General features: G+C 43.5%; 19 protein-coding genes and 8 tRNA genes. 8 read left to right on the top strand and 19 right to left on the bottom strand.

The genetic code is table 11. The annotated features are described in order from the left end of the window. The first annotated feature begins 351 nt into the window (after window positions 1-351). Window positions 352-606: a hypothetical protein gene (locus FTU19_RS00360; RefSeq protein WP_004784941.1), complete on the top strand. Its 255-nt coding sequence runs from the start codon at window positions 352-354 to the stop codon at window positions 604-606. Between the two features lie 327 nt (window positions 607-933). Continuing rightward, window positions 934-2538 carry a bifunctional 3-(3-hydroxy-phenyl)propionate/3-hydroxycinnamic acid hydroxylase gene (locus tag FTU19_RS00355; RefSeq protein WP_180129833.1) on the top strand — a complete coding sequence of 535 codons (1605 nt, stop codon included), beginning with the start codon at window positions 934-936 and terminating at the stop codon, window positions 2536-2538. A gap of 61 nt (window positions 2539-2599) precedes the next feature. On the opposite strand, the gene FTU19_RS00350 is transcribed toward FTU19_RS00355, so the two are convergent. The 7 genes from FTU19_RS00350 to FTU19_RS00320 all read right to left on the bottom strand — a co-directional run bounded on the left by FTU19_RS00350 (window position 2600) and on the right by FTU19_RS00320 (window position 8530). Further along, window positions 2600-3214 (bottom strand): glutathione S-transferase family protein, encoded by a 615-nt coding sequence (locus FTU19_RS00350; protein ID WP_180129946.1) that lies wholly within the window; start codon window positions 3212-3214, stop codon window positions 2600-2602. A gap of 123 nt (window positions 3215-3337) precedes the next feature. Continuing rightward, complete coding sequence (locus FTU19_RS00345; RefSeq protein ID WP_159123387.1) at window positions 3338-4234, bottom strand: LysR substrate-binding domain-containing protein; 897 nt, start codon at window positions 4232-4234, stop codon at window positions 3338-3340. A gap of 1 nt (window position 4235) precedes the next feature. Beyond that, on the bottom strand, window positions 4236-5438 hold the full coding sequence (locus FTU19_RS00340; RefSeq protein ID WP_180010562.1) for an MFS transporter: 1203 nt from the start codon (window positions 5436-5438) through the stop codon (window positions 4236-4238). Between the two features lie 41 nt (window positions 5439-5479). Then, window positions 5480-6043 (bottom strand): TetR/AcrR family transcriptional regulator, encoded by a 564-nt coding sequence (locus FTU19_RS00335; RefSeq protein WP_180010560.1) that lies wholly within the window; start codon window positions 6041-6043, stop codon window positions 5480-5482. 143 nt (window positions 6044-6186) lie between these two features. Next, on the bottom strand, window positions 6187-6708 hold the full coding sequence (locus FTU19_RS00330; protein ID WP_004784949.1) for an acyl-CoA thioesterase: 522 nt from the start codon (window positions 6706-6708) through the stop codon (window positions 6187-6189). A gap of 316 nt (window positions 6709-7024) precedes the next feature. Next, the gene (locus FTU19_RS00325; RefSeq protein WP_162835329.1) at window positions 7025-7201 is read right to left on the bottom strand and encodes a hypothetical protein; all 177 of its coding nucleotides are present in this window, start codon (window positions 7199-7201) and stop codon (window positions 7025-7027) included. Between the two features lie 333 nt (window positions 7202-7534). Next, window positions 7535-8530 (bottom strand): patatin-like phospholipase family protein, encoded by a 996-nt coding sequence (locus FTU19_RS00320; RefSeq protein WP_180129831.1) that lies wholly within the window; start codon window positions 8528-8530, stop codon window positions 7535-7537. 121 nt (window positions 8531-8651) lie between these two features. Between FTU19_RS00320 and chrA the strand changes: the two genes are divergently transcribed. Next, window positions 8652-9866, top strand: a complete 1215-nt coding sequence (chrA, locus tag FTU19_RS00315) for a chromate efflux transporter (protein WP_180129828.1) — start codon at window positions 8652-8654, stop codon at window positions 9864-9866. 52 nt (window positions 9867-9918) lie between these two features. Here the strand turns inward: chrA and FTU19_RS00310 are convergent, their stop codons facing one another. Beyond that, window positions 9919-11394 carry a sodium:alanine symporter family protein gene (locus FTU19_RS00310; protein ID WP_180129825.1) on the bottom strand — a complete coding sequence of 492 codons (1476 nt, stop codon included), beginning with the start codon at window positions 11392-11394 and terminating at the stop codon, window positions 9919-9921. 42 nt (window positions 11395-11436) lie between these two features. Beyond that, window positions 11437-12675 carry a sodium/glutamate symporter gene (gltS, locus tag FTU19_RS00305; RefSeq protein ID WP_004784955.1) on the bottom strand — a complete coding sequence of 413 codons (1239 nt, stop codon included), beginning with the start codon at window positions 12673-12675 and terminating at the stop codon, window positions 11437-11439. A 926-nt stretch (window positions 12676-13601) separates the two neighbouring features. On the opposite strand from gltS, the gene FTU19_RS00300 reads away from it, so the two are divergent. After that, entirely contained in the window at window positions 13602-14309 is a 708-nt protein-coding gene (locus FTU19_RS00300) for a nitroreductase (RefSeq protein ID WP_180014575.1), read from the top strand. 79 nt (window positions 14310-14388) lie between these two features. On the opposite strand, the gene FTU19_RS00295 is transcribed toward FTU19_RS00300, so the two are convergent. Continuing rightward, entirely contained in the window at window positions 14389-15600 is a 1212-nt protein-coding gene (locus FTU19_RS00295; RefSeq protein WP_180129822.1) for a multidrug effflux MFS transporter, read from the bottom strand. Between the two features lie 145 nt (window positions 15601-15745). Here FTU19_RS00295 and yccS point away from each other — a divergent pair, with 145 nt between their 5' ends. The 4 genes from yccS (at window position 15746) to FTU19_RS00275 (ending at window position 22345) form a co-directional block, all read left to right on the top strand. Then, entirely contained in the window at window positions 15746-17920 is a 2175-nt protein-coding gene (yccS, locus tag FTU19_RS00290; RefSeq protein ID WP_159123379.1) for a YccS family putative transporter, read from the top strand. An 85-nt stretch (window positions 17921-18005) separates the two neighbouring features. Beyond that, window positions 18006-18566, top strand: coding sequence for a YcxB family protein (locus FTU19_RS00285; RefSeq protein ID WP_180129820.1), 561 nt, complete (start codon window positions 18006-18008; stop codon window positions 18564-18566). A 184-nt stretch (window positions 18567-18750) separates the two neighbouring features. Beyond that, entirely contained in the window at window positions 18751-21453 is a 2703-nt protein-coding gene (locus tag FTU19_RS00280) for a sulfite reductase flavoprotein subunit alpha (RefSeq protein WP_180129817.1), read from the top strand. A gap of 97 nt (window positions 21454-21550) precedes the next feature. Continuing rightward, the gene (locus FTU19_RS00275; protein WP_180129944.1) at window positions 21551-22345 is read left to right on the top strand and encodes a YdcF family protein; all 795 of its coding nucleotides are present in this window, start codon (window positions 21551-21553) and stop codon (window positions 22343-22345) included. Between the two features lie 17 nt (window positions 22346-22362). Here FTU19_RS00275 and FTU19_RS00270 read toward each other — a convergent pair whose 3' ends face one another. From FTU19_RS00270 to FTU19_RS00230, 9 genes are all read right to left on the bottom strand, one after another. Continuing rightward, window positions 22363-22824 (bottom strand): DUF2750 domain-containing protein, encoded by a 462-nt coding sequence (locus FTU19_RS00270; RefSeq protein ID WP_004784968.1) that lies wholly within the window; start codon window positions 22822-22824, stop codon window positions 22363-22365. A gap of 70 nt (window positions 22825-22894) precedes the next feature. Beyond that, window positions 22895-22970, bottom strand: a tRNA-Val gene (locus FTU19_RS00265). Window positions 22971-23071: 101 nt separating this feature from the next. After that, window positions 23072-23148 (bottom strand) — tRNA-Asp (locus FTU19_RS00260). Between the two features lie 23 nt (window positions 23149-23171). After that, window positions 23172-23247 (bottom strand) — tRNA-Val (locus FTU19_RS00255). 30 nt (window positions 23248-23277) lie between these two features. Next, window positions 23278-23354, bottom strand: a tRNA-Asp gene (locus FTU19_RS00250). 13 nt (window positions 23355-23367) lie between these two features. Then, window positions 23368-23443, bottom strand: a tRNA-Val gene (locus tag FTU19_RS00245). 21 nt (window positions 23444-23464) lie between these two features. After that, window positions 23465-23541 (bottom strand) — tRNA-Asp (locus tag FTU19_RS00240). A gap of 49 nt (window positions 23542-23590) precedes the next feature. Next, window positions 23591-23667, bottom strand: a tRNA-Asp gene (locus tag FTU19_RS00235). Window positions 23668-23697: 30 nt separating this feature from the next. Next, a tRNA-Val gene (locus FTU19_RS00230) sits at window positions 23698-23773 on the bottom strand. Window positions 23774-24270 lie beyond the last annotated feature (497 nt).

Below are 24270 nucleotides of genomic sequence, written 5' to 3'. Positions count from 1 at the left end.
GACTATTATAGAACACTGGACTCTTGCAAAAATGTTCATTCTTGGATGATTAGATTCTATTTATCTCGGTTCAAATAAAAATAACAGTCTGTAGTAAGTACTTTTTAACCGTTAACTAGTTCACTTAAACGCTATATTTGAAATATTTACACACATTTCCAGCTAACAATTTCCTATACATTTAACAGAAGAAAACAAATTTCCAATGATTGTATTTGCTTGGTTAACAGCTTCGTGCGGCTTTTGTTAATTGCTTTGCTCCATAAAATTTTCATGCTTAGGATGACTTCCTGCCGGATTGATGTGATGGTCATTCGGCAGTTTATAAATGTAATAAAAAGGATGCTCAACATGAAATATACACAAATCTTACTTGCAACAACGCTTACTGCAGCCGCAGCTACCAGTTTTGCAGCAAACAACACCACTGACACGAAGACCACTGAGGAACAGAAAGTCACTGTGACAACTCAGGAACTTCCTGCAACGAATAACCCAAATCCAAATGTAACCACAGCTGGACCTGCTGACCAGCCTGCTGCGTCTGAAGCTGCTACAGAAGACAAAGATGGTAAAAAAACGACTAAGTCGACATCGACTCGTTAATCAGGTTTAAAGCAACATCTCGTGCAGTAAATTTCCAGTAGGTTTGACCTATGCTGCCGGATGTAGACTAAGGCTGAATCATGCAACTGCGTGATTCAGCTTTTTTATACCTTATAGGCTATTCACTATAGCCAGAAATGATCATAGGATTCATTCATCTTATGAATAAATTTAAATATTATTATTTATTATCAATAACTTATTAAAATAAAATTCTTTTCAACTAAATCTTTTTGATAGACATGACCTACTATGGACTAGCTTGTTTAGCGCTATTGATTGTTCCTTAATAGTCTCAATCCTGAATTGATGGAATGGACATTCGCGATGAGCAATACAAATTACACCACTGAAGTGGCGATTTTGGGGGCCGGCCCGGTAGGTTTAACAATTGCCAACTATTTAAGCAAACAGGGTGTACAGGTCACTGTGGTTGAACAGCTAGATAGTCTGATCGATTATCCGCGTGCCATCGGCATTGATGATGAATCCTTGCGTACCATTCAATCTTTGGGACTGGTTGATCAGGTCTTGCCGCATACTACCCCGAATCATGCCATGCGCTTCCTGACACCCAAAGGCCGTTGCTTCGCAGACATTCAGCCACTGACTCGTGAATTTGGTTTCTCCCGCCGTAATGCTTTCATTCAGCCACAAGTAGATAACGTTCTGCTAGAAGGCCTCAAACAATATAAAAAAACTGAAGTACTTTTCTCTCGCCATCTGACACATTTCAGCCAGGATGCTGAGGGTGTAACTTTAAATGTTCAGACTAAAAATGGCAGCTTAGAAACCATTCGTGCGCAATACCTGATTGCCTGTGATGGTGGAAACTCTTATGTACGCCGTACCCTCAACATTCCATTCGAAGGTGAAACTGCGCCAAACCAGTGGATCGTGATTGATATCGATAATGACCCATTGGCAACCCCACATATTTATCTATGCTGTGACCCGGTGCGTCCTTATGTATCAGCTGCCCTGCCGCATGGCATTCGCCGCTTCGAATTCATGGTTATGCCAGGCGAAACTCAGGAAGAACTCAGTAAACCGGAAAATATTGCTAAACTGCTTTCTAAAGTTTTACCGAATACCGATGGAATCGAAGTGATTCGTCAACGTGTCTATACCCACAATGCACGTATTGCAGATAAGTTCCGTGCTGACCGTATTCTGCTTGCTGGTGATGCTGCACACATCATGCCGGTATGGCAAGGCCAAGGCTATAACAGCGGTATGCGTGATGCCTTTAACCTGGCCTGGAAAGTTGCATTGGTGATCCAGGGTAAAGCAAGCCATGAATTACTGGACTCTTACCAGGTAGAACGTAAGGATCATGCCAAGGCGATGATCGATCTTTCAGTCATGGCAGGCCACGTCCTTGCTCCACCAAAAAAATGGCAAGGCTTTGTTCGTGACGGTATTGCTTACGCATTGAACTATATCAAGCCAATCAAACAGTACCTGCTGGAAATGCGCTTTAAGCCTATGCCGAAATATCATAATGGTGCCCTGCTGGCCAATACTCAGAAAGACTCTCCAGTCGGCAAGATGTTTATTCAGCCGCAGGTGAAACTGGAGTCTGGTGAAACTGTATTGCTGGATGAAGTGATTGGCAATGACTTCGCCATCATTGCCTGGGGGGTGGATCCGAAATGGGGCTTAAGCAAGCAAACGATACAACAGTGGAAAAAACTTGGCGTAAAATTTATCCAGGTTATTCCTACAGTTCAATTGTCTAATCAACATCGTAAGCAATACGAAGATGTGATCACCATTGGCGATATCGGTACGGACATTCGTACCTGGTTCGGCAAGACCAAGGACTCTATCGTCATCCTGCGTCCAGACCGCTTCGTGGCAGCCTTAGCGATTCCTCAATCTATAGAAAGCACAAGTCAGGCGCTATTTAACAAGCTCCATGTCAAATAATTGACCTCAGTCAAAAAAACCACGCTACGGCGTGGTTTTTATTTATAGATGAACATAAAAGCTAAGTTCGGTATTGCTCAAACCATGAAATATCTTTGAGAGAATCACGACGTGCCATTTGCTGTAGGAAAGGTTTAAATTCTTCCAACGGCGGCAAAATTTTGGTACTAATTGCGAAGATCAGACAATAGGCCACATATAGATCTGCAGCAGAAACTTTTTCACCTAAAAGATAAGGCTTGGCCTGCGACAAACCTCGTTTAAAAAAATCAAATACCGCGGCTTCGTTACCAAAACTTAAACTGGTTCGGACCTTTTCAATCTGTTCTTGAGATACTTGTAAATTTTTTACATCAATATATTCAGTCAGTGGCCCATGACAGAAGAAAATCCATTTTAAATAAGTACCACGTATGGGATCCTCTAAAGCGGGTGCCAATCCTTTGTCCTGATACTTATCTGCCAGATAGATGATAATAGCCGCCATTTCTGAAATTACGACGCCTTGATCAACCAGACAGGGAACTTTACCCATCGGATTGATCTGAAGATATTCAGGTTGATGCATATCTTTAAAAGGAACTTCCACCTGCTCAAGCTGGTCTTCAATCTGTAGTTCTTTAAGGATAGGCAGCAAGGTCATGCCGCGTGACTGAGGGTTGTTATAGAGCTTCATCATTCTGCTTCAACCGATTTCTTATTTTTTGAATTTCAGTATAAAGCGATTTTCCTCTGCGATTAAAAAGCATGTGCTACAGATCATTTCTGTAGCACATTTCATTTATGGAAGATCAATAATTTACTTAAAAAGGTCTACACAAAACTTTTCTTTAAGCACTTTCAGAATCAGTTCAATCGCAGGATGCTGGTTATTTTTACGGTAACTGACATAGAGAGCAATCATCGGTAAAGGTTCCAGCGTTTTCTTCACCACAATATTATCGCCGAGTAAAGGAATCACATAGGCTGGTACCAGACTCCAGCCAACCCCCATGCCGACCAAGTTGACATTCAGCAGAATATTGGTGGAATACTGCACCACATTCACGTTCAGTTTCGATTGCCTAAAAAAATCATCAATAATCTTATGCAGCTGTGGTGAAGCCTGCTCATCACTAATCACAAAGTCCTGATTTTCAAACTTCTTGATGCTGACATAGGGCATTTCTGCGACCGGAGAATTTTTCGGCACAATCAGCGTCAGTGGCTCATCAAAAATCTGAACGGACTCAAACTCATCCGACTGATCTCGGTAGCGGGTAAAGGCAATATCAATACTGCCCTGTCTCAGCGCGCTAAACTGTTCTGCATCGGTCAGGCTATGAAACAGTGCTTTCAGTTCAGGAAAATGTGCACGGATATTCGGCATGATATAAGGAAAAATTTTCATTTCCGCGACCGGTACGAAGCCGATATTCAGCTGACCCTTATGTGCATGGGCGATCTGACGGGCTGCCTGCACGGCACGTTCCGCATGTTCTAAGCTCAACAGAGCTTCCTTTAAAAAAGCCTGTCCAGCCTCGGTCAGCTCAACCTTGCGGTTATTCCGCTCCAGCAATTGCGCATCCACTTCACGCTCCAGATCCTTAATCTGCTGACTGAGTGAAGGCTGAACAGTATTCAGTTTTTCAGCTGCCCGAGTGAAATTCAGCTCTTCAGCCACTGTAACAAAATAGCGTAAATGTCTTAATTCCATTTTATTCTTCCGGTAAGGATGCTGAAATCGAAGGTCGCTTCCTGGCCACATATTGACGGTAGATCAATAAAGTGAAAATCACCATCACTGCACAGAACATATAGGTCTTTTCAAAACCGTATTGCGCAATGATCATACCCATCACTACTGAACCCACTGCCAGTCCAATATCAAACAGGGTAAAAAAGGTAGAAATTGCATAGCCCATACGCTGTTTTTCGACAGATTGAATCGCTAGAGTTTGTAAACATGGAAATAATGAACCGTAACCAATTCCGATAAATACCGCAGACAACCACATAGTCCATTGGCTGGACATGACACTGACAATCATCATGCCAATCGCAAAGAAAATAAAGGAAGGATAGATAACTGCACTTGGTCCTTTACGGTCGTAAATTTTGCCCACCCAAGGCCGTACCAACAACATTGAGGCCGCAAAAACAATAAAGAAGATGCCGGTATAAGCCAGTAGTTGCTTGGTTTCACTAAAGGGCGTGATAAAACTCATGATACTGGAGTAAGCAAAAGCCGTGAGCAGTGCCACAAAACTCACCGCCAGCACTTTGACTTCAATAATGTCATGCAGGCTGAATTTTGATTTTTCGACCACTGTAGCTTGAGGTTTTGCTAATTCGGTAATTTTCAGCATGAAGGAAAAGATCAAGCCGATAGAGATAATCACGGCAAGCAAGCCAAACAGCACTTTAAAGCTGGTGAACTGAACTACGGTTAAGGCCAGTAATGGACCAAATACCACACCCAGATTAGTCGACATGACAAAATAGCCCATGCCCTCACCCTTACGAGATTCCGGAATAAACTCATTTGCAACGGGAACGGTGACCGTCGTCAGGATGCTGAACCAGATCCCATGTAAGAAACGCACTGCCAATAATGACCACATGCTATCGACCAGCAGATAACCAAAGGAAAATAAGGCAAAAATAACTCCGGCTCCGCGCATTGCCAATTTCTTGCCGAGTTTCTCGATGATCATGCCAGAAAAAGGTCGAACAGCGATGGAGGAAACTAAGAACAGGGTCAAAGCTAAACCTGCTTCTTTGACTGATCCGCCCAGATCTTTCATGATATAAACCGGCAGAATGGTCAGTAAGGCAAAGTAATAGACAAACAGGAACAGATTGTTCAATAAACACAGAATAAAGGAGCGATTCCATAAGCGCTCAGGACTAGCAGACATAACACGCAACTTTTAAAAACAAATTTAAGAACTGACTAAACTCAGGGAGAAATCAAAGCTGGGCTTAAGGCCAGATCTACCAGATTCTGGATATATTGATCATCCGGCATGCGGTTGAAGAAAATGATCTGGTAATGAATCGGCCCGTATAAGGTGTCCAGCATCAGATCAAAAGGATAATCCGCACGTAATTCCCCACGCTCGATGGCCTGTTGAATCAATTGGTGGGTTTGTTTTCGACGTGGTAATAGATACTGCTGAAAAAAGTCTGCAGCCAGCTCCCGATGATTGGCCATAACGACCAGCAAAGCTCGGCCTACCGGATGATTAAGCGCCAGAACCAGCAGAGTTAGCTGTTGAACCAGATTACTGCGCAGGCTTTGTGAAGCATCCAGTTCAAATACCCCTGCTGTGCGCTGCTTAAACGCATCTAGTACCAGTTCAGATTTATGTTTCCACCAGCGGTAAATCGTAGATTTGCCAACCCCTGCCCGTGCAGCCACATCTTCAATCGTTAGCTGATGATATTCACCTTCTGCCAGTGCATCCGAAACCGCCTGTAGAATACTGTGCTGGCGCCGTGAACATTTTTCTTCTTCACTCATGCTTAAAACCAAAAAAACAAAACGATACGTATCGTTTCATAGTAGATTAAAAAACAAGCTTAAGCCAGAGTTAAATGAATTTTATAGGCAAAAAAAAGACCTCTCATTGAAGGTCTTTTTAATAAGCAAATTAAGTTTAGTTCTTAGCTATGCGCTGATTTTTTATAGATACTGCATGAAGGATGATGATTTTCCTGCAGACGGGCAACTTTACGTTGTTCAGCTGCTTCAAAACGGCAACGTTTCCAGTCATTGTCCAGATTCAGCGGTGGAATCTGTTTAGGCTTACCATTTTCATCAACAGCGACCATCGTGAAGTAGCAACTATTGGTATGGCGTACAGTACGTTTCTGAATATTTTGCGCTTCTACACGAATGCCAATTTCCATTGAAGTACGACCTACATGGTTCACACTTGCCAGGAAAGTCACCAGCTCACCCACATGAATCGGTTCTTTGAAATTTACTTTGTCCACAGACAGGGTTACGACATAACTACCCGAATAGCGACTCGCACAAGCATAAGCAACCTGGTCCAATAATTTCAGAATTGTTCCACCATGTACATTTCCTGAAAAGTTCGCCATATCTGGCGTCATAAGGACCGACATCGTTAACTCTGACTGGTCATCCGATGCTGTTGCAATTTGATCTAAAGGGGCCATCGTTTTCTCTGAACTCTTTGAATGACAATGATATAGACCATTATTATAGCGTTTTTGGCCTAAATAAAATGTTCAATTCGGCAAATAAAACATCATAATTCTTGATATGAAATTTTTCTCCATACAAAAAAAAAGATATTCCTCTGAGGATCCATAGAAATCATCAGAAAGTTATTTTCAGTAACTATAAAATAAACAGGAATTTATCCACTAAAGTATTTTCTTGAATCAATGCACTGTGATGAAGAGATTTTCCATTAAGCATGCAGAACTCGGTTTAAGAAAACTGCATGCATTAACAAAAAATAACCTCGAATTAAGCAGGCACTTGTCTCAACATTTCTCGCGCCACATTCTCATAACTTAAAGTCTGCTGGCCATGCAATATAGTTTCAACGGTAAAAGAACCATCGGGATGAACTTTAGTTACAGTAAAAATCGTATTTTCAAACTGAGCTAGTGTGACTTGCTGGCCAATTTCGATGTGATTCATATGGCTTTTACATTTATTAATCTGTCGATTTTTATTCTGTCATGATCTTCTAAGCTTTTGAACAGTTGTTTAACTTAAATCTGTGAATAATTTTGTTAAAATCAAAAAATAGCCTTAAAATATTTTCATAAAATCACTATATTTTTATAATTCAAAGATTTATTTCCCATTAAAACTTGGGCTTTAAGTGACTTTCAATAGGTAGAAAACATCAGCTCATCTCTAAAAACGATGAGCAAAAATGAGCCGCTTTTCACCTATATGAGGAAAGTGGTGAATATCTTTATACATCTATTTGAAAAATAAATATTTTGTTAAAAATATCAGAGCAAACTATTGTTGCTGGGCCAACAGCAACGGGATCTGATGACCTTGACTATAATTATGCTTCTGATAGACCTGAGCAATTTCTGGTAGCTTGAGTTTAGCCGCCTCAATCCCAGCATCCATGGTCAACTCCCTGCCACGCACGTCAAAAATATGACCTTTTTCGCGTAAGTCTGGCTGAATTACCACATCGGCGTATTGCAGTTCTTCAGAAGCTAAACGTTGCTGCATGATATTAATATTCTGGTTGAATAAGCCCCAGACATTGGTGGTTTCAGTATGGATGGGCTGCGCCAGAATATCGACAGCAATCACAATATCAGCGCCCAACTCACGAGCTACTTTGACCGGTACCGGACTGACCAGTCCTCCATCCACATATTCTTTTTTCTGGATGACAGTGGGAATAAACATGCTTGGAATAGAAACGGATGCACGTACTGCCTGACCGGTATTACCATAATTGAAGACTACCCGCTTACCCTCTTTCAAAGCTGTTGCTACCACAAACATCGGGATTTTCATGGCTTGCAGAGGCGTCTGATCAACCTGTAAATTCACATAATTTTCAACTTTTTTGCCATCAAAAAAGCCTTTGCGGTCTAGCTTGATGTCGCGAACATCAGTGGCTTTCATGCTTAATGCAATATTACGCAGTTCAATCGCTGGTTTACCACTGGCATAAATGGAACCTACGATACTGCCAGCACTGGTTCCCACAATAAAGTCAGGTTGTATGCCTGCCTGCTCCAATACTTCAATTGCACCGATATGCGCATAGCCACGCGCACCGCCACTGCCAAGAACGAGTGCAATCACCGGACGGTTTTCTGTTTGCTTGATCTTGCGGAAATTGATCTGGTTTGGACGTGCCTGGGCTTCTGCTACTGAACTGGCAGATTTGATATGACTAGAGTTAGATGGATTAAAACCGGATGTCGTTTGGCAGCCGCTCAAACCTACCATTGTCATCGCCAATATACTCAGTACATATTTCCGCATGCAGAGCACGTCCTCATTTTGTTAAAGCAACATAGTGTATAAACACATGCTTAAATAATCTGTAGAATTTCGTAAAACTGTCATACAGTTGCACTAATGTCTTTCAATTTTCAGCCACTGTATGAATACACCTTCACTGTACCGGATCTTTCTCACTTTCCTGCAACTGGGCTGTATGGCATTCGGTGGACCGGCAGCGCATCTGGTGTTTTTTCACCGTAAATTTGTCGACCAGTTACAATGGTTAAATGCGACACAATATGGCCAGCTGGTTGCATTAGCGCAGCTTTTGCCCGGCCCAAGCAGCAGCCAGGTAGGCCTTTCAATTGGCTATCTGCAAAGGGGTTATGCTGGAGCATTCATGGCCTGGCTTGGGTTTACCTTACCTTCAGCGCTTTTGATGAGCTTGATCGCCGTACTTGGTCAGTACTATTTCCATATTCTAAACTCAAACAGCTTTCATAGCATTCAATTGATCGTTTTTTCTGTAATCGTCTGGGCATTCTGGCAAATGCTCAATAGCTTCTGCAAGAGCATCTGGCAATATGTACTGGTCTTCATTTCCGTCCTGATTCTGAGCTTCATTAGTATCAGTTTGAACCAGCTACTGGTCATTATTTTAGGGGCGGTTTTTGGCCTCGTAATGGCAAAATTTTCCAATTCTCCTCAGGAAAATAAGCCTGCTTCAAATTCATCTACCATTCACTCAAGTTATATTCGTCCACGTCATGCACCCTACTGGTTCATCGCATTTATACTGCCCTTTTTCCTGATTCCTCTACTAGTCAAATCTGGTTCTTGGTCTGAACTCGCATTTTTTGCTGATTTCTATCAAACTGGCTCATTGGTCTTTGGTGGCGGACATGTCATTCTGCCTTTGCTGCATCAGGACTTTGTGGCGACCAATTTACTTTCGTCCCAATCTTTCGATCTAGGTTATGCGTTTGCTCAACTGATGCCGGGTCCATTATTTAGTTTTGCCAGCTATGTCGGTGCTCTATTGCCTTGGACAGGCTCACCCTGGATTAATGCACTGTTAGCAACCTGTGCCATTTTCCTGCCTTCGTTTTTTCTGATTTTTGCTACTTTGCCTTATTGGTCATGGTTAATGCAGCAACGTATTATTTTTCAGGCGGTAAGCGGGATTAATGCGGCAGTGGTCGGACTACTTTTATATTTGCTGATTGATCTCTCTCAGGCATATTTTCGTTTCTGGTCTGATCTGGTTTTTGTCATCGTGATGATTCTACTGTTACGCTTGAAATTACCAGTCTGGTTCAGCCTGATTGCCGGATTTATCCTATATCAAAGCTATCTTAATGTTGTGTCATTCTAACCATTTAAACCCATAAAAAAGCCCCGAACCAGTCGGGGCTTTTGCTCAAGTCTTACCAGATATCTGATTTAACTTTATCTTTAAATTTCGGATGATCATCGAGCTTAAACTCTGGTTGCTCGATGCCACGTTTCAGCTGACCGGTATAGTCCTTGAGCAGCATCAAAATAAATGGCATCAGCAGTACAATCGCAATCAGGTTAATACTGGCCATGACGCCCATGAACAGGTCCGCCATATTCCAGATCAACGGTACACTGGCAATCGAGCCGAAATACACCATAAACAATACCAGCAACCGGAAAATAAACATGACCTTGCTGTTATTATTGATGAACTGAATATTTCCTTCTGCATAGGCATAATTACCAATGATAGAAGAATAGGCAAACAGGAACAGAATCAAGGCCAGGAAGTCATCACCCCAAGCACCAATCTGGCTTTCAAGCGCCATCTGAGTCAAGGTTACGCCTTCAAAACCGGCATTTTCATACAGGCCAGAAACCAGAATCACGATGGCGGTACATGAACACACAACGAAGGTATCTACAAATACACCAAGCATTTGAACCAGACCCTGATTCACCGGATGTTTCACGTCAGAGGCAGCCGCCGCATTCGGTGCTGAACCCATCCCCGCTTCATTCGAGAATAAACCGCGCTTAATCCCCATCATCATGGCCATCGAGATCATGGCACCGAAGAAACCGCCTGCAGCTGCTTCAAACTCAAATGCTTTGCTAAAGATCAGCTGGAAAATAGATGGCAACATATCGTAATTGATGACGGCGATATATAAAGCTACACCGAGGTAAAGGACTGCCATGAAAGGAACCACCCCTTCAGCAACTTTTGCAATCCGCTTGATCCCGCCAAAAATAATCATGGCCGTAATCAAGACCAAAACCAGACCAATCCAGGAAACTTCCAGATCGAAACCGCCTAATGGCAACATCAGATTGGCTTCATTCCAGCCCCAGGCATGTGAGGTTGCACCAGTAATCGCATTGGCCTGCACGGCATTGAACACAAAGCCATAGGTCGTAATCAGTGCAATTGCAAAGACAATTCCCAGCCATTTCTGTTTAAGACCCTGAGTAATGTAATACGCAGGTCCACCACGGAATTGCTGATTCTTGTTATCCCGAACTTTAAACAACTGGGCTAATGACGATTCTACAAAAGCAGAACTCATTCCCAGAAATGCAGTAAACCACATCCAGAACACAGCACCTGGACCACCGACAGCAATCGCAATGGCGACACCAGCGACATTACCCACACCAACCCGGCTAGCCAGACCTGTAACAAAAGCCTGAAACGGCGTAATACCATGATCGTCTTCGACCTTGCCACGACTACGTTTCATGACTTTGATACTGTGCCAGAACAAACGGATCTGTACTGCACCGGTCATGATCGTATACAAAATACCGACTGCGACCAGGAACACCACCAAAAAGTCCCAGAGTGGACCATTTAAGGCATCGACCCAGCCCAGTAAGGTTTCATTTAGCTGATCATTCATGTCATATCCTTATGAGCTTATGACTCATTATCAAGCTTAAAATTAGACGAAAAATTTCAAGATCATCTGGATGATCGTGGCATTAATCAAGTCAACGAAGAAAGCACCACATAATGGAACGATCAGAAAGGCTTTATGCGAAGCGCCATACATATTGGTAATCGCCTGCATATTGGCAACAGCCGTTGGGGTTGCACCCATCCCGAAACCACAGTGACCTGCAGCAAGTACTGCGGCATCGTAGTTTTTGCCCATCACCCGGAAAGTGACAAATGCTGCATATAAAGCCATAGTCAAGGTCTGTGCACCGAGAATCACCATCAATGGTCCTGCCAGATCCGCCAGTTGCCATAATTTTAATGACAGCAGCGCCATGGCCAGATAAAGCGACAATGAAGCATTACCAAACACATCAATCGCACGGTCGAAGATCTGGATTTTCAGGATGCCTTCCAGCACGTTACGCAGAATCACGCCACCTGCCAGTGCCCATACAAATGTTGGCAGTTCAAATACTGTATCTTTACTGAAGCCAGTCATCAGCTCCGCAAATGCCAGACAGCCTGCAAACAGACCAAGTGTGGTAATGGCATTATCGGCAGTGATCAGACGGACACGATGTGGATATTCAAATTGCACATATTCATCTGTCGTGCTGTCCATTGGCGTGTTGTCACGTTTTTCGATCTGCTGATCGGTACGTGCCACAGCAAGATTATGACGGTTAATCAACAGTTTCGCCAAAGGCCCACCGATAATTCCCCCAATAATCAGACCGAAGGTCGCACTTGCCATACCGAGCGCCAAAGCCCCCTGAATACCATGCTCAACCTCCATAATTTCACCCCAGGCGCCCGCAGTACCGTGTCCACCAGTCAAGGTAATCGAACCGGCAATCAGACCGATCAGAGGATCAATACCTAACAAGCTTGCCAGCCCCATACCCACTGCATTTTGTAGGGCAATAAATGTTGAGATGGCAACCAGGAAGATCACCAGTCCGATCCCGCCTTCGCGTAATTTAGCGAAGTTCGCACTCAGACCGATCGAAGCAAAGAAAATCAGCATAAAACTGGTTTGCAGTTCCGCGCTCGTGGTAATGCTATAGCCCCAGAACGAATGAACCAGCAGAGAGATAACCGCTGCAACCAGACCACCTGCGACAGGTTCAGGAATGTTGTAACGTTTTAGAAAATCGATTTTATCTACCAGAAACCGGCCTAGTAATAGCACAATTACTGCAGCGATCAGGGTATAAAATGCGTTAAAAGTAAAATCCATAATTTTTTTGTCCAAGATGGTTCTGAATTTTTGTCATTCTAAAAGTCGTGTTGCGATTCATTTCCACAGAAGAAAACCTTACATTACCCCATGTAATTGTCATCTACTTCATTCATCCATCGCCTTTAGAATCAACAAAGCATTCCGCATCTGTTTCAAACTTATGAATATCATCGTGATGATCATATTCAGTGAGAGATTTATAAAAGCGAAAAACAGCCTTTTGCTGATTGCATAAGCTACGCCAGATGCGTAAATTCATCTAAACGTGCAACTCATAGCGATAACATCCAGCCTATATTTTTTACTTCTCAACCAGCATGAATTGCTGCATGAGTGCTTTTAACCTAACTGAGTTCATCAAGTCATTTGCAATAAGATATTTCAAATAGAGCTTGACCATGCAATCTTCATTATTTCTTCAAAATGCATGTATTCAACTGAAAAGTCGCACATTATGCTGTTTCTTTGTATAAAGTTTTATTGTTTTTTATTAACTATAGTTAGTGAATATATAAAAAATAATTATAACTTCTTATTTTTTATAGTTTACTACCCCCAAATTTTAATCGAAATAAAATATTAATTGAACGTAAAAACGGATATTTAATTTTATTTTTAAGATTGAATTTTAATCATTCTATTTTGTTCTTAACTTTCCTTTTAGTTCCAGCCATCGATGTTAATTGCTCAAGTTATCAGCATCTAAAATATCGGTTGCATGTTTAGAAGGAGTTTTGTTTAAGCATTCAATAAATTTCTTAGGCTATTTATATAACTTCTATATCTCTTAAGTGCATTCTCATTCATGTGATTTTTATTAATCATCATAATTCACTGTGAAACTAAAATTCCCCCTGCCCGACAGAGTTTGTTTGGTTTATAGTCAGTTCACCATCATTAAGGATATGAGATTGGAAATTAGAATGGATCAAAACCTCGTTCATGCTGTAGATCAAACCATTACTTCCCGTCATTCAGTTCGTGCTTTTCTGGATACGCCGGTCAGTACCGGCATGCTCAAAGACATTTTGACTGTGGCCAGCCGCGCCCCTTCAGGGACCAATACTCAGCCATGGAAAGTATATGTGCTGACAGGGAAAAAGCGTGATGAGCTGGTGCAGCGTGTCTGTCAGGCGCAAATGGAGCTTTACCAGAATCCGGCACTGGCCGAGCAATATAAAGAAACCTTTGCCTATTATCCCGAACAATGGTTCTCTCCTTATATCGACCGACGCCGTGAAAATGGCTGGGGCTTATATGGTTTGCTGAATATCCAGAAAGGCGAAAAAGAAAAAATGGCGCGCCAGAACCTGCGTAATTTTGAACTGTTTGATGCACCAGTGGGGCTATTCTTCACCTTACATAAAGATTTGGGCGTAGGTTCAAAAATGGATATTTCCATGATGATTCAAAACGTGATGCTGGCTGCCAAGGCACGTGGTCTGGATACCTGTCCGCAGGCTGCCTGGAATCATTTTCATAGCATTGTGCTAGATGTACTGGGAGCAGGTGAAGATGAAGAGCTGGTCTGTGGCATGTCACTAGGCTATGCAGATCCAGACCATATCGTAAATACCTTTATCACCCCACGTGTCCCGGTAGAGGAATTTGCCGTTTTTGTAGATGAATAAGATTTGATAAGCCATGATCCAAGCATCAACTTTGAGCTGCTTGGATTGTCTGACAGAGATATAGAGTTCTTGCAGCTCCTTATTTCTGTTTAACTCTAGGCAGTTCTAATTTCAATACAGATCTAAAGGCTATAACTACAAAGATCGCCATTACCAAGGCCATATTGAATAAAGCATCCCACAGCATAAAGTTCAGCAAAACCCCACCCAACAAACCGCAGGCAAATTGCATACTGCCCATGATCGCACTGGCGGTTCCCGCACGCGCGCCCTGCTCTGCCATGGCCAGCGCCATCGCATTCGGTCCCACAAAACCAATCGAGGCCACAACGACAAATAAGGCCGCCATAACTAGGACAACAGATTCAATATTCAGATAGCCTAAAACCAGTAAAGCCAGGACACCGATTCCCTGTAAAGAAGCACCTAGTTTTAAACGACTTAATACTGAAAGATATTGAGCCAGATGCTTATTCAGGGTCGAGAACAGCATGATTCCAACGGCATTCCCCCCGAAAGCATAAGCAAACTGCTGCTCGGTCAGATGATAATGATCCATCAGAATGGCTGAAGAAGCGCTGATATAGCAGAACATCACCGCCCCAGAAAAACAGCCCACCAGCATCGGTCGTCTGAAACTTTCATCCTGAAAAATGGTTCGGTATAAACTCAATACCTGTTGCAAATTCAGTTTAAGACGGCGTTCCGAGGGCAAGGTTTCCTGAAAGAAAAAATGCACACAGACCAGACTAAACAAGCCACAGCCCATCAGCACCAAGAAAATAATATTCCACTCAAAGAACATCAGTACCCATGCGCCGAGACTTGGCGCAATAATCGGTGCAATGGTCGTTACAATCATCATGCTGGCAAAGGCCTGTGCAGCCGCCTGCATATCCAGCCGATCACGAATGGTTGCTCGGGCAACCACGACTCCTACACATCCTCCTAAGGCTTGTAATACCCGTGCTGCAATCAGGCTCCATTCATTCTGTGCAAACATACATAACAGGCTGGCCAGAATATATAGGCACAATCCAAAATAAAGCGGTGGCTTACGTCCAATCCGGTCACTGATCGGGCCATATAGCAACTGCCCAACCGCTAGTCCAAGGAAATAAGCTGGCAGGCTATTGGAGACCATCTGGGTGCTGACACCAAAATCCGCTGCCATTTCTGGCAAGGCAGAGAGATACATATCAATAGATAAAGGACCAAGTGCAGTCAGTGAAGCCAGCAAAATAATCCAGGACATGGCATAAGGCCGTGGTGCTGTCGTATTGGAGTTCATGTAATTAAAGATTTTAATGCGTAGTAGGCAGACAAATTAACATAGCGCATAGTATGATTTACATGGAAATTAAAAGTTATAAATATACTTTTTCTCATATGTATATTCAGCTTTGCAGCAGAGACTGCAAGAGAAAGGATCACCGTTGAAATCTTGGCTCAATCGTCTTAAGCACGCGACCTATAATACGACCCTGATGTATAACCTGCGTATGCTGATCGCTTTTGCAGGAACTGCCTTCGTTCCCTATTTCATGGGACAGCAGTTAATGACTATTCCACTCACCCTTGGGGTGGTGGCCGCAGGTTTAAGCGATATTGATGACCGCTTTTCCGTACGTATCCTGAATCTGTTCTATACCTATTTAGGCTTCTTCATTACCGCAGTGGCAGTCTATCTGTTATTTCCTTATCCCCTGCTGTTTGCTTCTGCCCTCATTGTTTCTTGTATTGTCCTGATTCTGCTTGGCTCGCTTGGTCGACGTTATGCCACGATTTCCTATGGCTGTCTGGTGATTTCTGTCTATTCCATGCTGGGGGTTGAACTTTTTGATGGATGGTATCAGCAGGCAAGCTTGCTGCTGATTGGTGCGGTCTGGTATGGCTTTTTGTCGACCCTCAGCTTTCTACTGTTTCCTGCGCGACGTGCACAGGATAATCTGGCCAAATGCTATGCCTCATTGGGTGATTTCCTCTATGCCAAGTCGAATCTGTTCGATGTCGATATGACTGCAAAAAGTTATCAGCAAAGTATGATCGAGCTGTCACTGGAAAATGGCAAACTGATTTCAATTTTTAATGAAATGAAGACTGTCCTTTTGACCCGCCTGAAAGGTGACCGGGGTCAGAAAGATACTCGTCGTAGCCTGCAATATTATTTTGTGGCACAAGATATTCACGAGCGTGCCGATTCTGCGCATATTGATTATCAGAAACTGGCCAAGATTTTTGAACACAGCGACGTTTTGTTCCGTTTTCAGCGCATCCTGTCGATTCAGGGCAAAGCCTGTAAAGACCTGAGTGAAAGCATTCAGCAGCGCAAAACCTATAAACATAATAAACGCTTCAAACATGCCTTTGAAAACCTGAGATTGTCCCTGGAAAAATTGCGTACAGAACAGCAGTATGATCAGGTCTGGATCAATGCCCTATTTGCCTTATTCCAGAACCTGAAATCCATTGATGCGCAGTTACGCAACCTGGAAACTGAACGTAATATCAAATTTGATCGTGCTAAACATATTGAAAACCAGCTCAAAGATGACGACCTGAAAGGCTGGGAAGATATCAAGATTCGGGTCAAGCAGCATCTGACACCTGAATCGGTGTTGTTCCGTCATGCCATTCGTCTGTCGATTGTGCTGCTGATCAGCTATATCTTTGTCCAGCTGACCGATATTCAGTATGGTTACTGGATCCTGCTGACCGCTCTATTCGTCAGCCAGCCTAACTTTAATGCTACCAAGCGCCGCTTACGTTTACGTATTGTCGGGACTCTGGCAGGTATTCTTTTGGGATATGCCATTCTGTACTTTATTCCTTCTGTTGAAGGACAATTATTGCTGCTGATTTTGAGTGGGATTCTGTTCTTTGAATTACGCAGTAAACAGTATGCACAGGCCACTGCCTTTATTACCATTCTGGCCCTGATCAACTTTAACCTGGACGGTATGGGCTTTGCCGCAGCTATTCCACGTATGATTGATACCCTGATTGGCTGTGCGATTGCCTGGTTTGGTGTGAGCTTTATCTTTCCAGACTGGAAATTCCGTCGCTTGCCACGCAGCATTAGCCGTAGTCTGCAGGCAGAATGTGACTACTTGAGTGAAGTGATTGAACAGTATAAGTCTGGACGAAATAATGGTCTGACCTACCGCGTGGTACGTCGTGCAGCTCATAATACGGATGCTGAAGTTGCTTCCCTGATTTCGACTTTGGCCACTGAACCTGATTTTGATCCGGTGCAAAAATCACAGGCTTTTGAGTTCCTGTGCCTGAATCATACTTTTATCAGTTATATTGCCGCGCTGGGTGCGCATCGTGAAAAAATTCAGGATCAGGATGTGCTGGACTTGCTAGACCAAGCCCTAGAAAATATTCGTGGTGCCCTGCTTTATGATGAAGTCCCTGACCTAAGTACCCAGAATATGATCCAGAATATCCGTCAGCGTCTGTCACAACAGCAGGAAGAAGACCAGAAACCATTGATCATTTTGCAACAGTTGTCTTTAATGTTTAGTATCTTGAAGCAATTGAGTCAGTTAAAGCAAAGTTTAAGTCACGAACGTGATGAACAGGCCACTGAATTGGCTTCATTATAATTTGGCCGATTTTGGAACAATATACTCACTGAATCAGCACAATTAATGCTAAACTTTTTACAGTTTTAAATCTGTTAATTTCATTATGACCGCGAAAAATTTATACGCTTATACCTTACAGCCTGTGAACTATGAAATTTCAGAAGCTGAGCAGCGTCATGCTCAGCTGATGATCTGGCGTAGTACCAATAAAATTGGCATGAAAGCCTGGCTGATCATGGGTGCTATTGTTGCCTTGTCTATTTTGGGAATTATCCTGATCAAGAACTACTCAACAGTCATCTGCTGGGTGGCGATTGTCTGTGTAGTCCTGTATTACCTGATTCGTACTTTCGGTCTGGAATGGTATATTAAACGCAAGATGAATGAATTTCCGGTACAGGAAATTAAAGGTATCCGTCTGGGCGTACAGCCACATGGTATCGTGATGCGCCAGAAAATGGGCATGCAGGAAGGTGTGGGTGCTATTGGCTGGAAAGACATCTATGAATGGTATAACACGCCAGAATTCATGCTGATCAATTTTAAAGTCAAAGGTCAGCAAGGTGCTTATATCCTGCCTAAACGTTTAGACAGTAAAAACTTCTCTTTCGCGACCATTCGCAAGCATCTGCAAGAAGAAGTGGGCGCGCCAAAAGAAATCTAAGACACATCCCGGTTTTGAAAGACCTCCTGTTTCGACATGGAGGTTTTTTTATGTCTATCTTTTATACGACTCATCGACACAAATGATAATGAGAATAAATATTATCATCATAATCTATAATTTGTTCTAATTCTTCAGTTATAATTTGCCTACTTTTACACATACCACCATAAATCTGACCATCATGTTTAAAAAGACATTTTTCCAAATCCACTGGTTTCTGGGGATTACTGCAGGTTTGATTCTCTCAATTATGGGAGTCACGGGTGCTATTTATTCTTATGAGCCGCAAATCTTAAAATGGATGAATAGCGACAGTTATACTGTACAGGTTCAAGAGCGAGACAAGCTTAGCCCTGCCCAACTGTATCAACATTTCCAGACCCAAAACCCTGAAATGAAAATTAACAGTATTACCGTGGCACAGGATCCAAGTGCATCCAGTACGGTCAATATTGTAAAAGAGGGAGCACGTCGTGGTTATAACATGATGGTCAACCCCTATACGGCTGAAGTCTTACCTGAAATTAAAGGCCGTGAATTCTTCCAGTTTGTACAGCAACTACATCGTAATTTGACTGTAGGACCCGTCGGTAAGCAGATTACCGGTGCCTGTACCCTGATGCTGATCTTTTTCGTCTTGTCTGGCCTGTATTTACGCTGGCCAAAACGTCATTCGATCAAGCAATGGCTGGCAGTGAAGCCGCAACTGAAAGGCCGTAACTTTATCTGGGATCTGCATGCAGTGGTGGGTACCTGGGTGGTAATTTTCTACCTGATTCTGGCTTGTACCGGTCTTACCTGGTCTTATGGCTGGTGGCGTGATGGTATGTATAAAGTTCTGGGCGTAGAACGTCCACAACCAGAAATGCAGGCCAATGGCGGTCGCGGCGAAGGTGGGCCACGTGGTGAACGCGGACAACGTGGCGATGGTGAAATGCGAGGTGAAGGTCGCCAAGGTGGTGAGCGTGGACCTCGCGGTGAAAGTGAAATGCGTGCCGAAGGTCGTTCAGAAGGCGAACGTGGTCCTCGTGGTGAACGCGGACAACGTGGTGAAGGCCGTGAAGAAGCTGGCATGAGTCCAGAAAGTATTTCACGTGCACTGGATCAAAGCTGGGCTGGCTTCAGTACACAATTTGCAGGCAAATATTCGACTGTGACATTTAACCTGCCGAAAAAACCGGATGGTGAAATGCAGTTGAGTTTTGTTGACCATGTGGCACAGCATGAACGTGCCCGCAACAATGCGACTTATAATTATCGCAGTGCTGAATTTACCGAAGTCCAGCTCTATGAAGATAAAAAGCTCAATGAAAAAATCATGAGCAGCATGTTACCGGTGCACCGTGGCAGCTTCTTTGGTCCTGTGTACCAGTTCCTGGTCATGATTGCTGCATTATTAATGCCATTGTTCTTCGTGACTGGCTGGATGCTCTATCTGAAACGTCGCAAGCAGAAAAAACTTACTCTGGCTGCACGCCAAGGCGCAACTGCCCTGCCTCTGGATCCAAATACCAAGCCTTGGCTGATTACGTATGCCTCACAAACAGGTGTCTCTGAACAACTGGCATGGCGCACAGCCACTGCCTTACAGGAAGCACGTCAACCTGTCAGCGTTAAAGCAGTACAGCAACTAAGCCTTGAAGATCTGCAACAAGCAGAACAGGTTCTATTTGTAGCCAGTACTTATGGCACAGGTGAAGCACCTGACCTGGCCTCCTCTTTTGAAAAGAAAATTCTGTCTGCCAAAGCAGATCTCAGCCATCTCAATTATGCAGTTTTGGCCCTAGGCTCTCAGGAATATCCGGACACCTATTGCAGCTTCGGTCATCGTATTGACCAGTGGTTACAACAGAATGGTGCCAAGCAGCTCTTCAAGACCATTGAAGTGGATAATGCCAATAATGAGCATATCCAGCAATGGACCAATGCCCTTGCCCATGTGACCCAGTTTGAATTGCAGGACATGGGTATCGATAAAACCTTCGATCAATGGACTTTGAGCAAACGTGAATTGCTGAATCCAGACAGTCTTGGTGCGCCTGCGTTCAATATTGAACTGGTTCCACAGCATGAAGCCGTCTGGCAGGCAGGTGATATTGCCGAAATCCAGCCAGGAAACAGCCCTGAACGTATCCGTGCATTTATGGAGAAATACCGTATTGCCGCGGGTACACAAGTGCCTTCTCTGAAGCAAAGTATCGAACAGGCACTTTGGAATCGTGATTTGACTCAGGTTGATCCTTTTGATTCAGTAGATGAGCTGTTACAGCAATTACCAACTCTTGCTACACGTGAATATTCAATCGCCAGTATTCCAAGTCAGCAAGTGCTACGTCTGGTCGTGCGTCAGCAATCTGATGCACAAGGCCAGTTAGGTCTGGGCTCAGGCTGGTTAACACAGCATACTGCCCTAAATTCACCGATTGCCCTGCGTATTCGCAAGAATGAATCTTTCCATCTGATTGCAGATAACCGTCCGATTATCTGTATTGGTAATGGTACGGGGATCGCAGGTTTGATGAGCTTGCTGAGTGCGCGTAACCGTCAGGACTATACTCAGAACTGGCTCATCTTTGGTGAACGTCAGCGTGCCCATGATTTCTTCTTTGAAGAAACCATTCAGGCCTGGCTGCAAATGGGTACATTAAAACGACTGGACCTTGCTTTCTCTCGTGACCAGCAGGAAAAAGTTTATGTGCATCATAAATTGCGTGAGCAAGCTGAAGAATTGAAACTCTGGGTCGCTCAAGGCGCCGTGATTTATGTGTGTGGTAGCATTAATGGCATGGCCAGCGATGTCGATCAGGCTCTGATTGAAATTCTCGGTGAAAGCACAGTAGATCAATTACGTCTGGATGGTCGTTATCGTCGTGATGTATATTAAGATCAGCTGATCTATAAAAGACCGGGCTTCATGCCCGGTTTTTTATTAATAAGATAGAAGAAAAGATAAAAAGATTAATAAAAATATGAGTATCCAAATATCCAGCCAACTTAAACGAAGTCTCAGCCTGATCTTTGGTTTGATCCTTGGCATAAACAGCCTCTGGTTAATAAGTCAGGGACAAAGACATTTCGGTGTTCTTTTGCCAATTTTCATTAGCGTAGCACTGATCCTGTATACTCTGCTCTTTTCAGGCATTCAGCGCTGGAAACAGCATTCCAGATTTAGAATCTGGTTCTGGAATAGCCTCTGGGCCGGATTTCTACTCTGGATGATCAGTGTTGCTGTTTTTTTCGCTTATATCCAGATGTCCATTCATTCAAATGAATCTACACAGTCTCCTGCCGCTATTCTGGTTTTAGGCAGCGGGATTACGAATGGACAGCCGTCACCCATCTTAAAAAGCCGTCTGGATATTGCAGCTAAATATGCCGCACACTATCCAGATGCTTTAATGATTATGACAGGTGGGCGTAATTATCGGGAAAGGCAAAGTGAGGCTGAAGTCATGCAACACTATATCCACACCACCTACCCAGAACTCATCAATCCTATCCAACTTGAAGATCGAAGCAGAAGTACTGCTCAAAACCTGATGTATTCTCAAGTGATATTGGAACAACAAAATATAAGTCAAAATGATCCGATTGCGATTGCAACCAGTGATTTTCATAGTCCCCGTGCACGCGCCATTGCCAGATACCAAGGCTATCCGCAAGTGATTAGTTTGAGTGCCAGCACTCCTCTTTATCTGCGCTATAACTTCTGGTTAAGAGAATATTTTGCCTTTTTGAGTGGCTGGCTGCTCAATGAATATTCACTATTTAAATAAGTGACTTAAACACTAAATTAATTTAAACGGATATGCCTTGGCGAAGGGATCGCTGGATTTTTGAATAGTTCAGGTTTCTGTACATAGACCTGATACAGGTAGTTTTTAAGATCCAGCAAAAGTTTTTCAGGCGCAACCAGAATATTCTGCCCTTCCGGTGTCAGATCCAATGACACAATAGTGCTTTCCTGACGTAAGAAAGGAATGACCTTTTCAACAAAATCTTTGAGGGTAATTTCCTGAATCTGGTAATTGGCCCAGTTATCTTTAATGAGTAGTCTGGCCAGACCTTTGCTTTGCCAGGTCGCGAAAGCACGCTGTCCTGTCGGCGTGGCACATAAAGCCCAGCCCTCTTGGTAAAGTGCAAAAATGCCACCTTGGGCAACAATAGCTTCAATAAAATTTTTATAAACTTGTAGCGGATCGTAGGCGGTATTTTGCGATTTGATCGCTGCCTTGCGCTGATATGGATTTCTCATAGTCTGAAATCTTCAAATTATTATAGACTTCGAATTCTATGAAATATTCAGGATTTAGGCAAGAAAGATATGGTGGGCGCTGACGGGATCGAACCGCCGACATTCTGCTTGTAAGGCAGACGCTCTACCAACTGAGCTAAGCGCCCTGAAGAGTAAAAAATAACATCGTTATTTTTTATGATGCAAGACAAACGGAGCGCGTAGTCTTGGATTTTGAAACACATTTTTCACATCAGGGAATGAAAAATGGCGCAGCGGACGGGACTCGAACCCGCGACCCCCGGCGTGACAGGCCGGTATTCTAACCAACTGAACTACCGCTGCATCGCGTATATCTTTAGAAGATATGGTGGGCGCTGACGGGATCGAACCGCCGACATTCTGCTTGTAAGGCAGACGCTCTACCAACTGAGCTAAGCGCCCTTAAAGGGTCAAACTGTTTGATTCTTAGGATGGCGCAGCGGACGGGACTCGAACCCGCGACCCCCGGCGTGACAGGCCGGTATTCTAACCAACTGAACTACCGCTGCATCACAAAAAATCTGGTGGGCGCTGACGGGATCGAACCGCCGACATTCTGCTTGTAAGGCAGACGCTCTACCAACTGAGCTAAGCGCCCTCAAAAGGTCTATCATGTAAATGGCGCAGCGGACGGGACTCGAACCCGCGACCCCCGGCGTGACAGGCCGGTATTCTAACCAACTGAACTACCGCTGCACTTACACAATGTCGCTATTGTGGCAAACGATTTATCAAGAACTTAAAGTGGCGCAGCGGACGGGACTCGAACCCGCGACCCCCGGCGTGACAGGCCGGTATTCTAACCAACTGAACTACCGCTGCACTATAAGTGTCTCAACTTTGAAAGAAGCTTGGTGGGCGCTGACGGGATCGAACCGCCGACATTCTGCTTGTAAGGCAGACGCTCTACCAACTGAGCTAAGCGCCCTTTCAAATCGACTTCATCGCTTGATGAGGTGCATTATAGAGAATCTTCACAGACTGTCAAACGCTTTTCTGACTGTTTTCTGCTTTTTCGGTGTGAGTGATTAAAAAATAGGTTGATTGTTAAAAAAAACAACACTTTTTGTTTATTTTTTAAGTCTATACCGATTTTCTAAGGACACTCTCTGAAACTAAAAGCCGAATTTTTACGGTTTTACTCATGAAAATTGAGACCAGAACATGCAACAGACTTCAGTATTGCTGAAAGATTATACAAAGCCCAGCTCACCGCAACGTTGTGATCCTGTAATCTTTATTTTAAAAGCTTGCAGCCCTCTAAAAACAAATCGATGACTTTTATTGGCGGGCTATAACTCCTGTTTCTAAGTCTATTTGTCTATAAAAGTAGAGTACATAGATGATCGATGACCTCATCTACTTTCCCTTATTTAAATAGAAGATATTTCAATTAATTTTAAATCATCCACAAATTTTCTTATG

This window comes from Acinetobacter sp. YH12072 (genome assembly GCF_013419565.1).
Taxonomy (GTDB): domain Bacteria; phylum Pseudomonadota; class Gammaproteobacteria; order Pseudomonadales; family Moraxellaceae; genus Acinetobacter.
The sequence above is the reverse complement of the archived record's forward strand: the minus strand, read 5'-3'. Positions and strand labels throughout refer to the sequence as shown.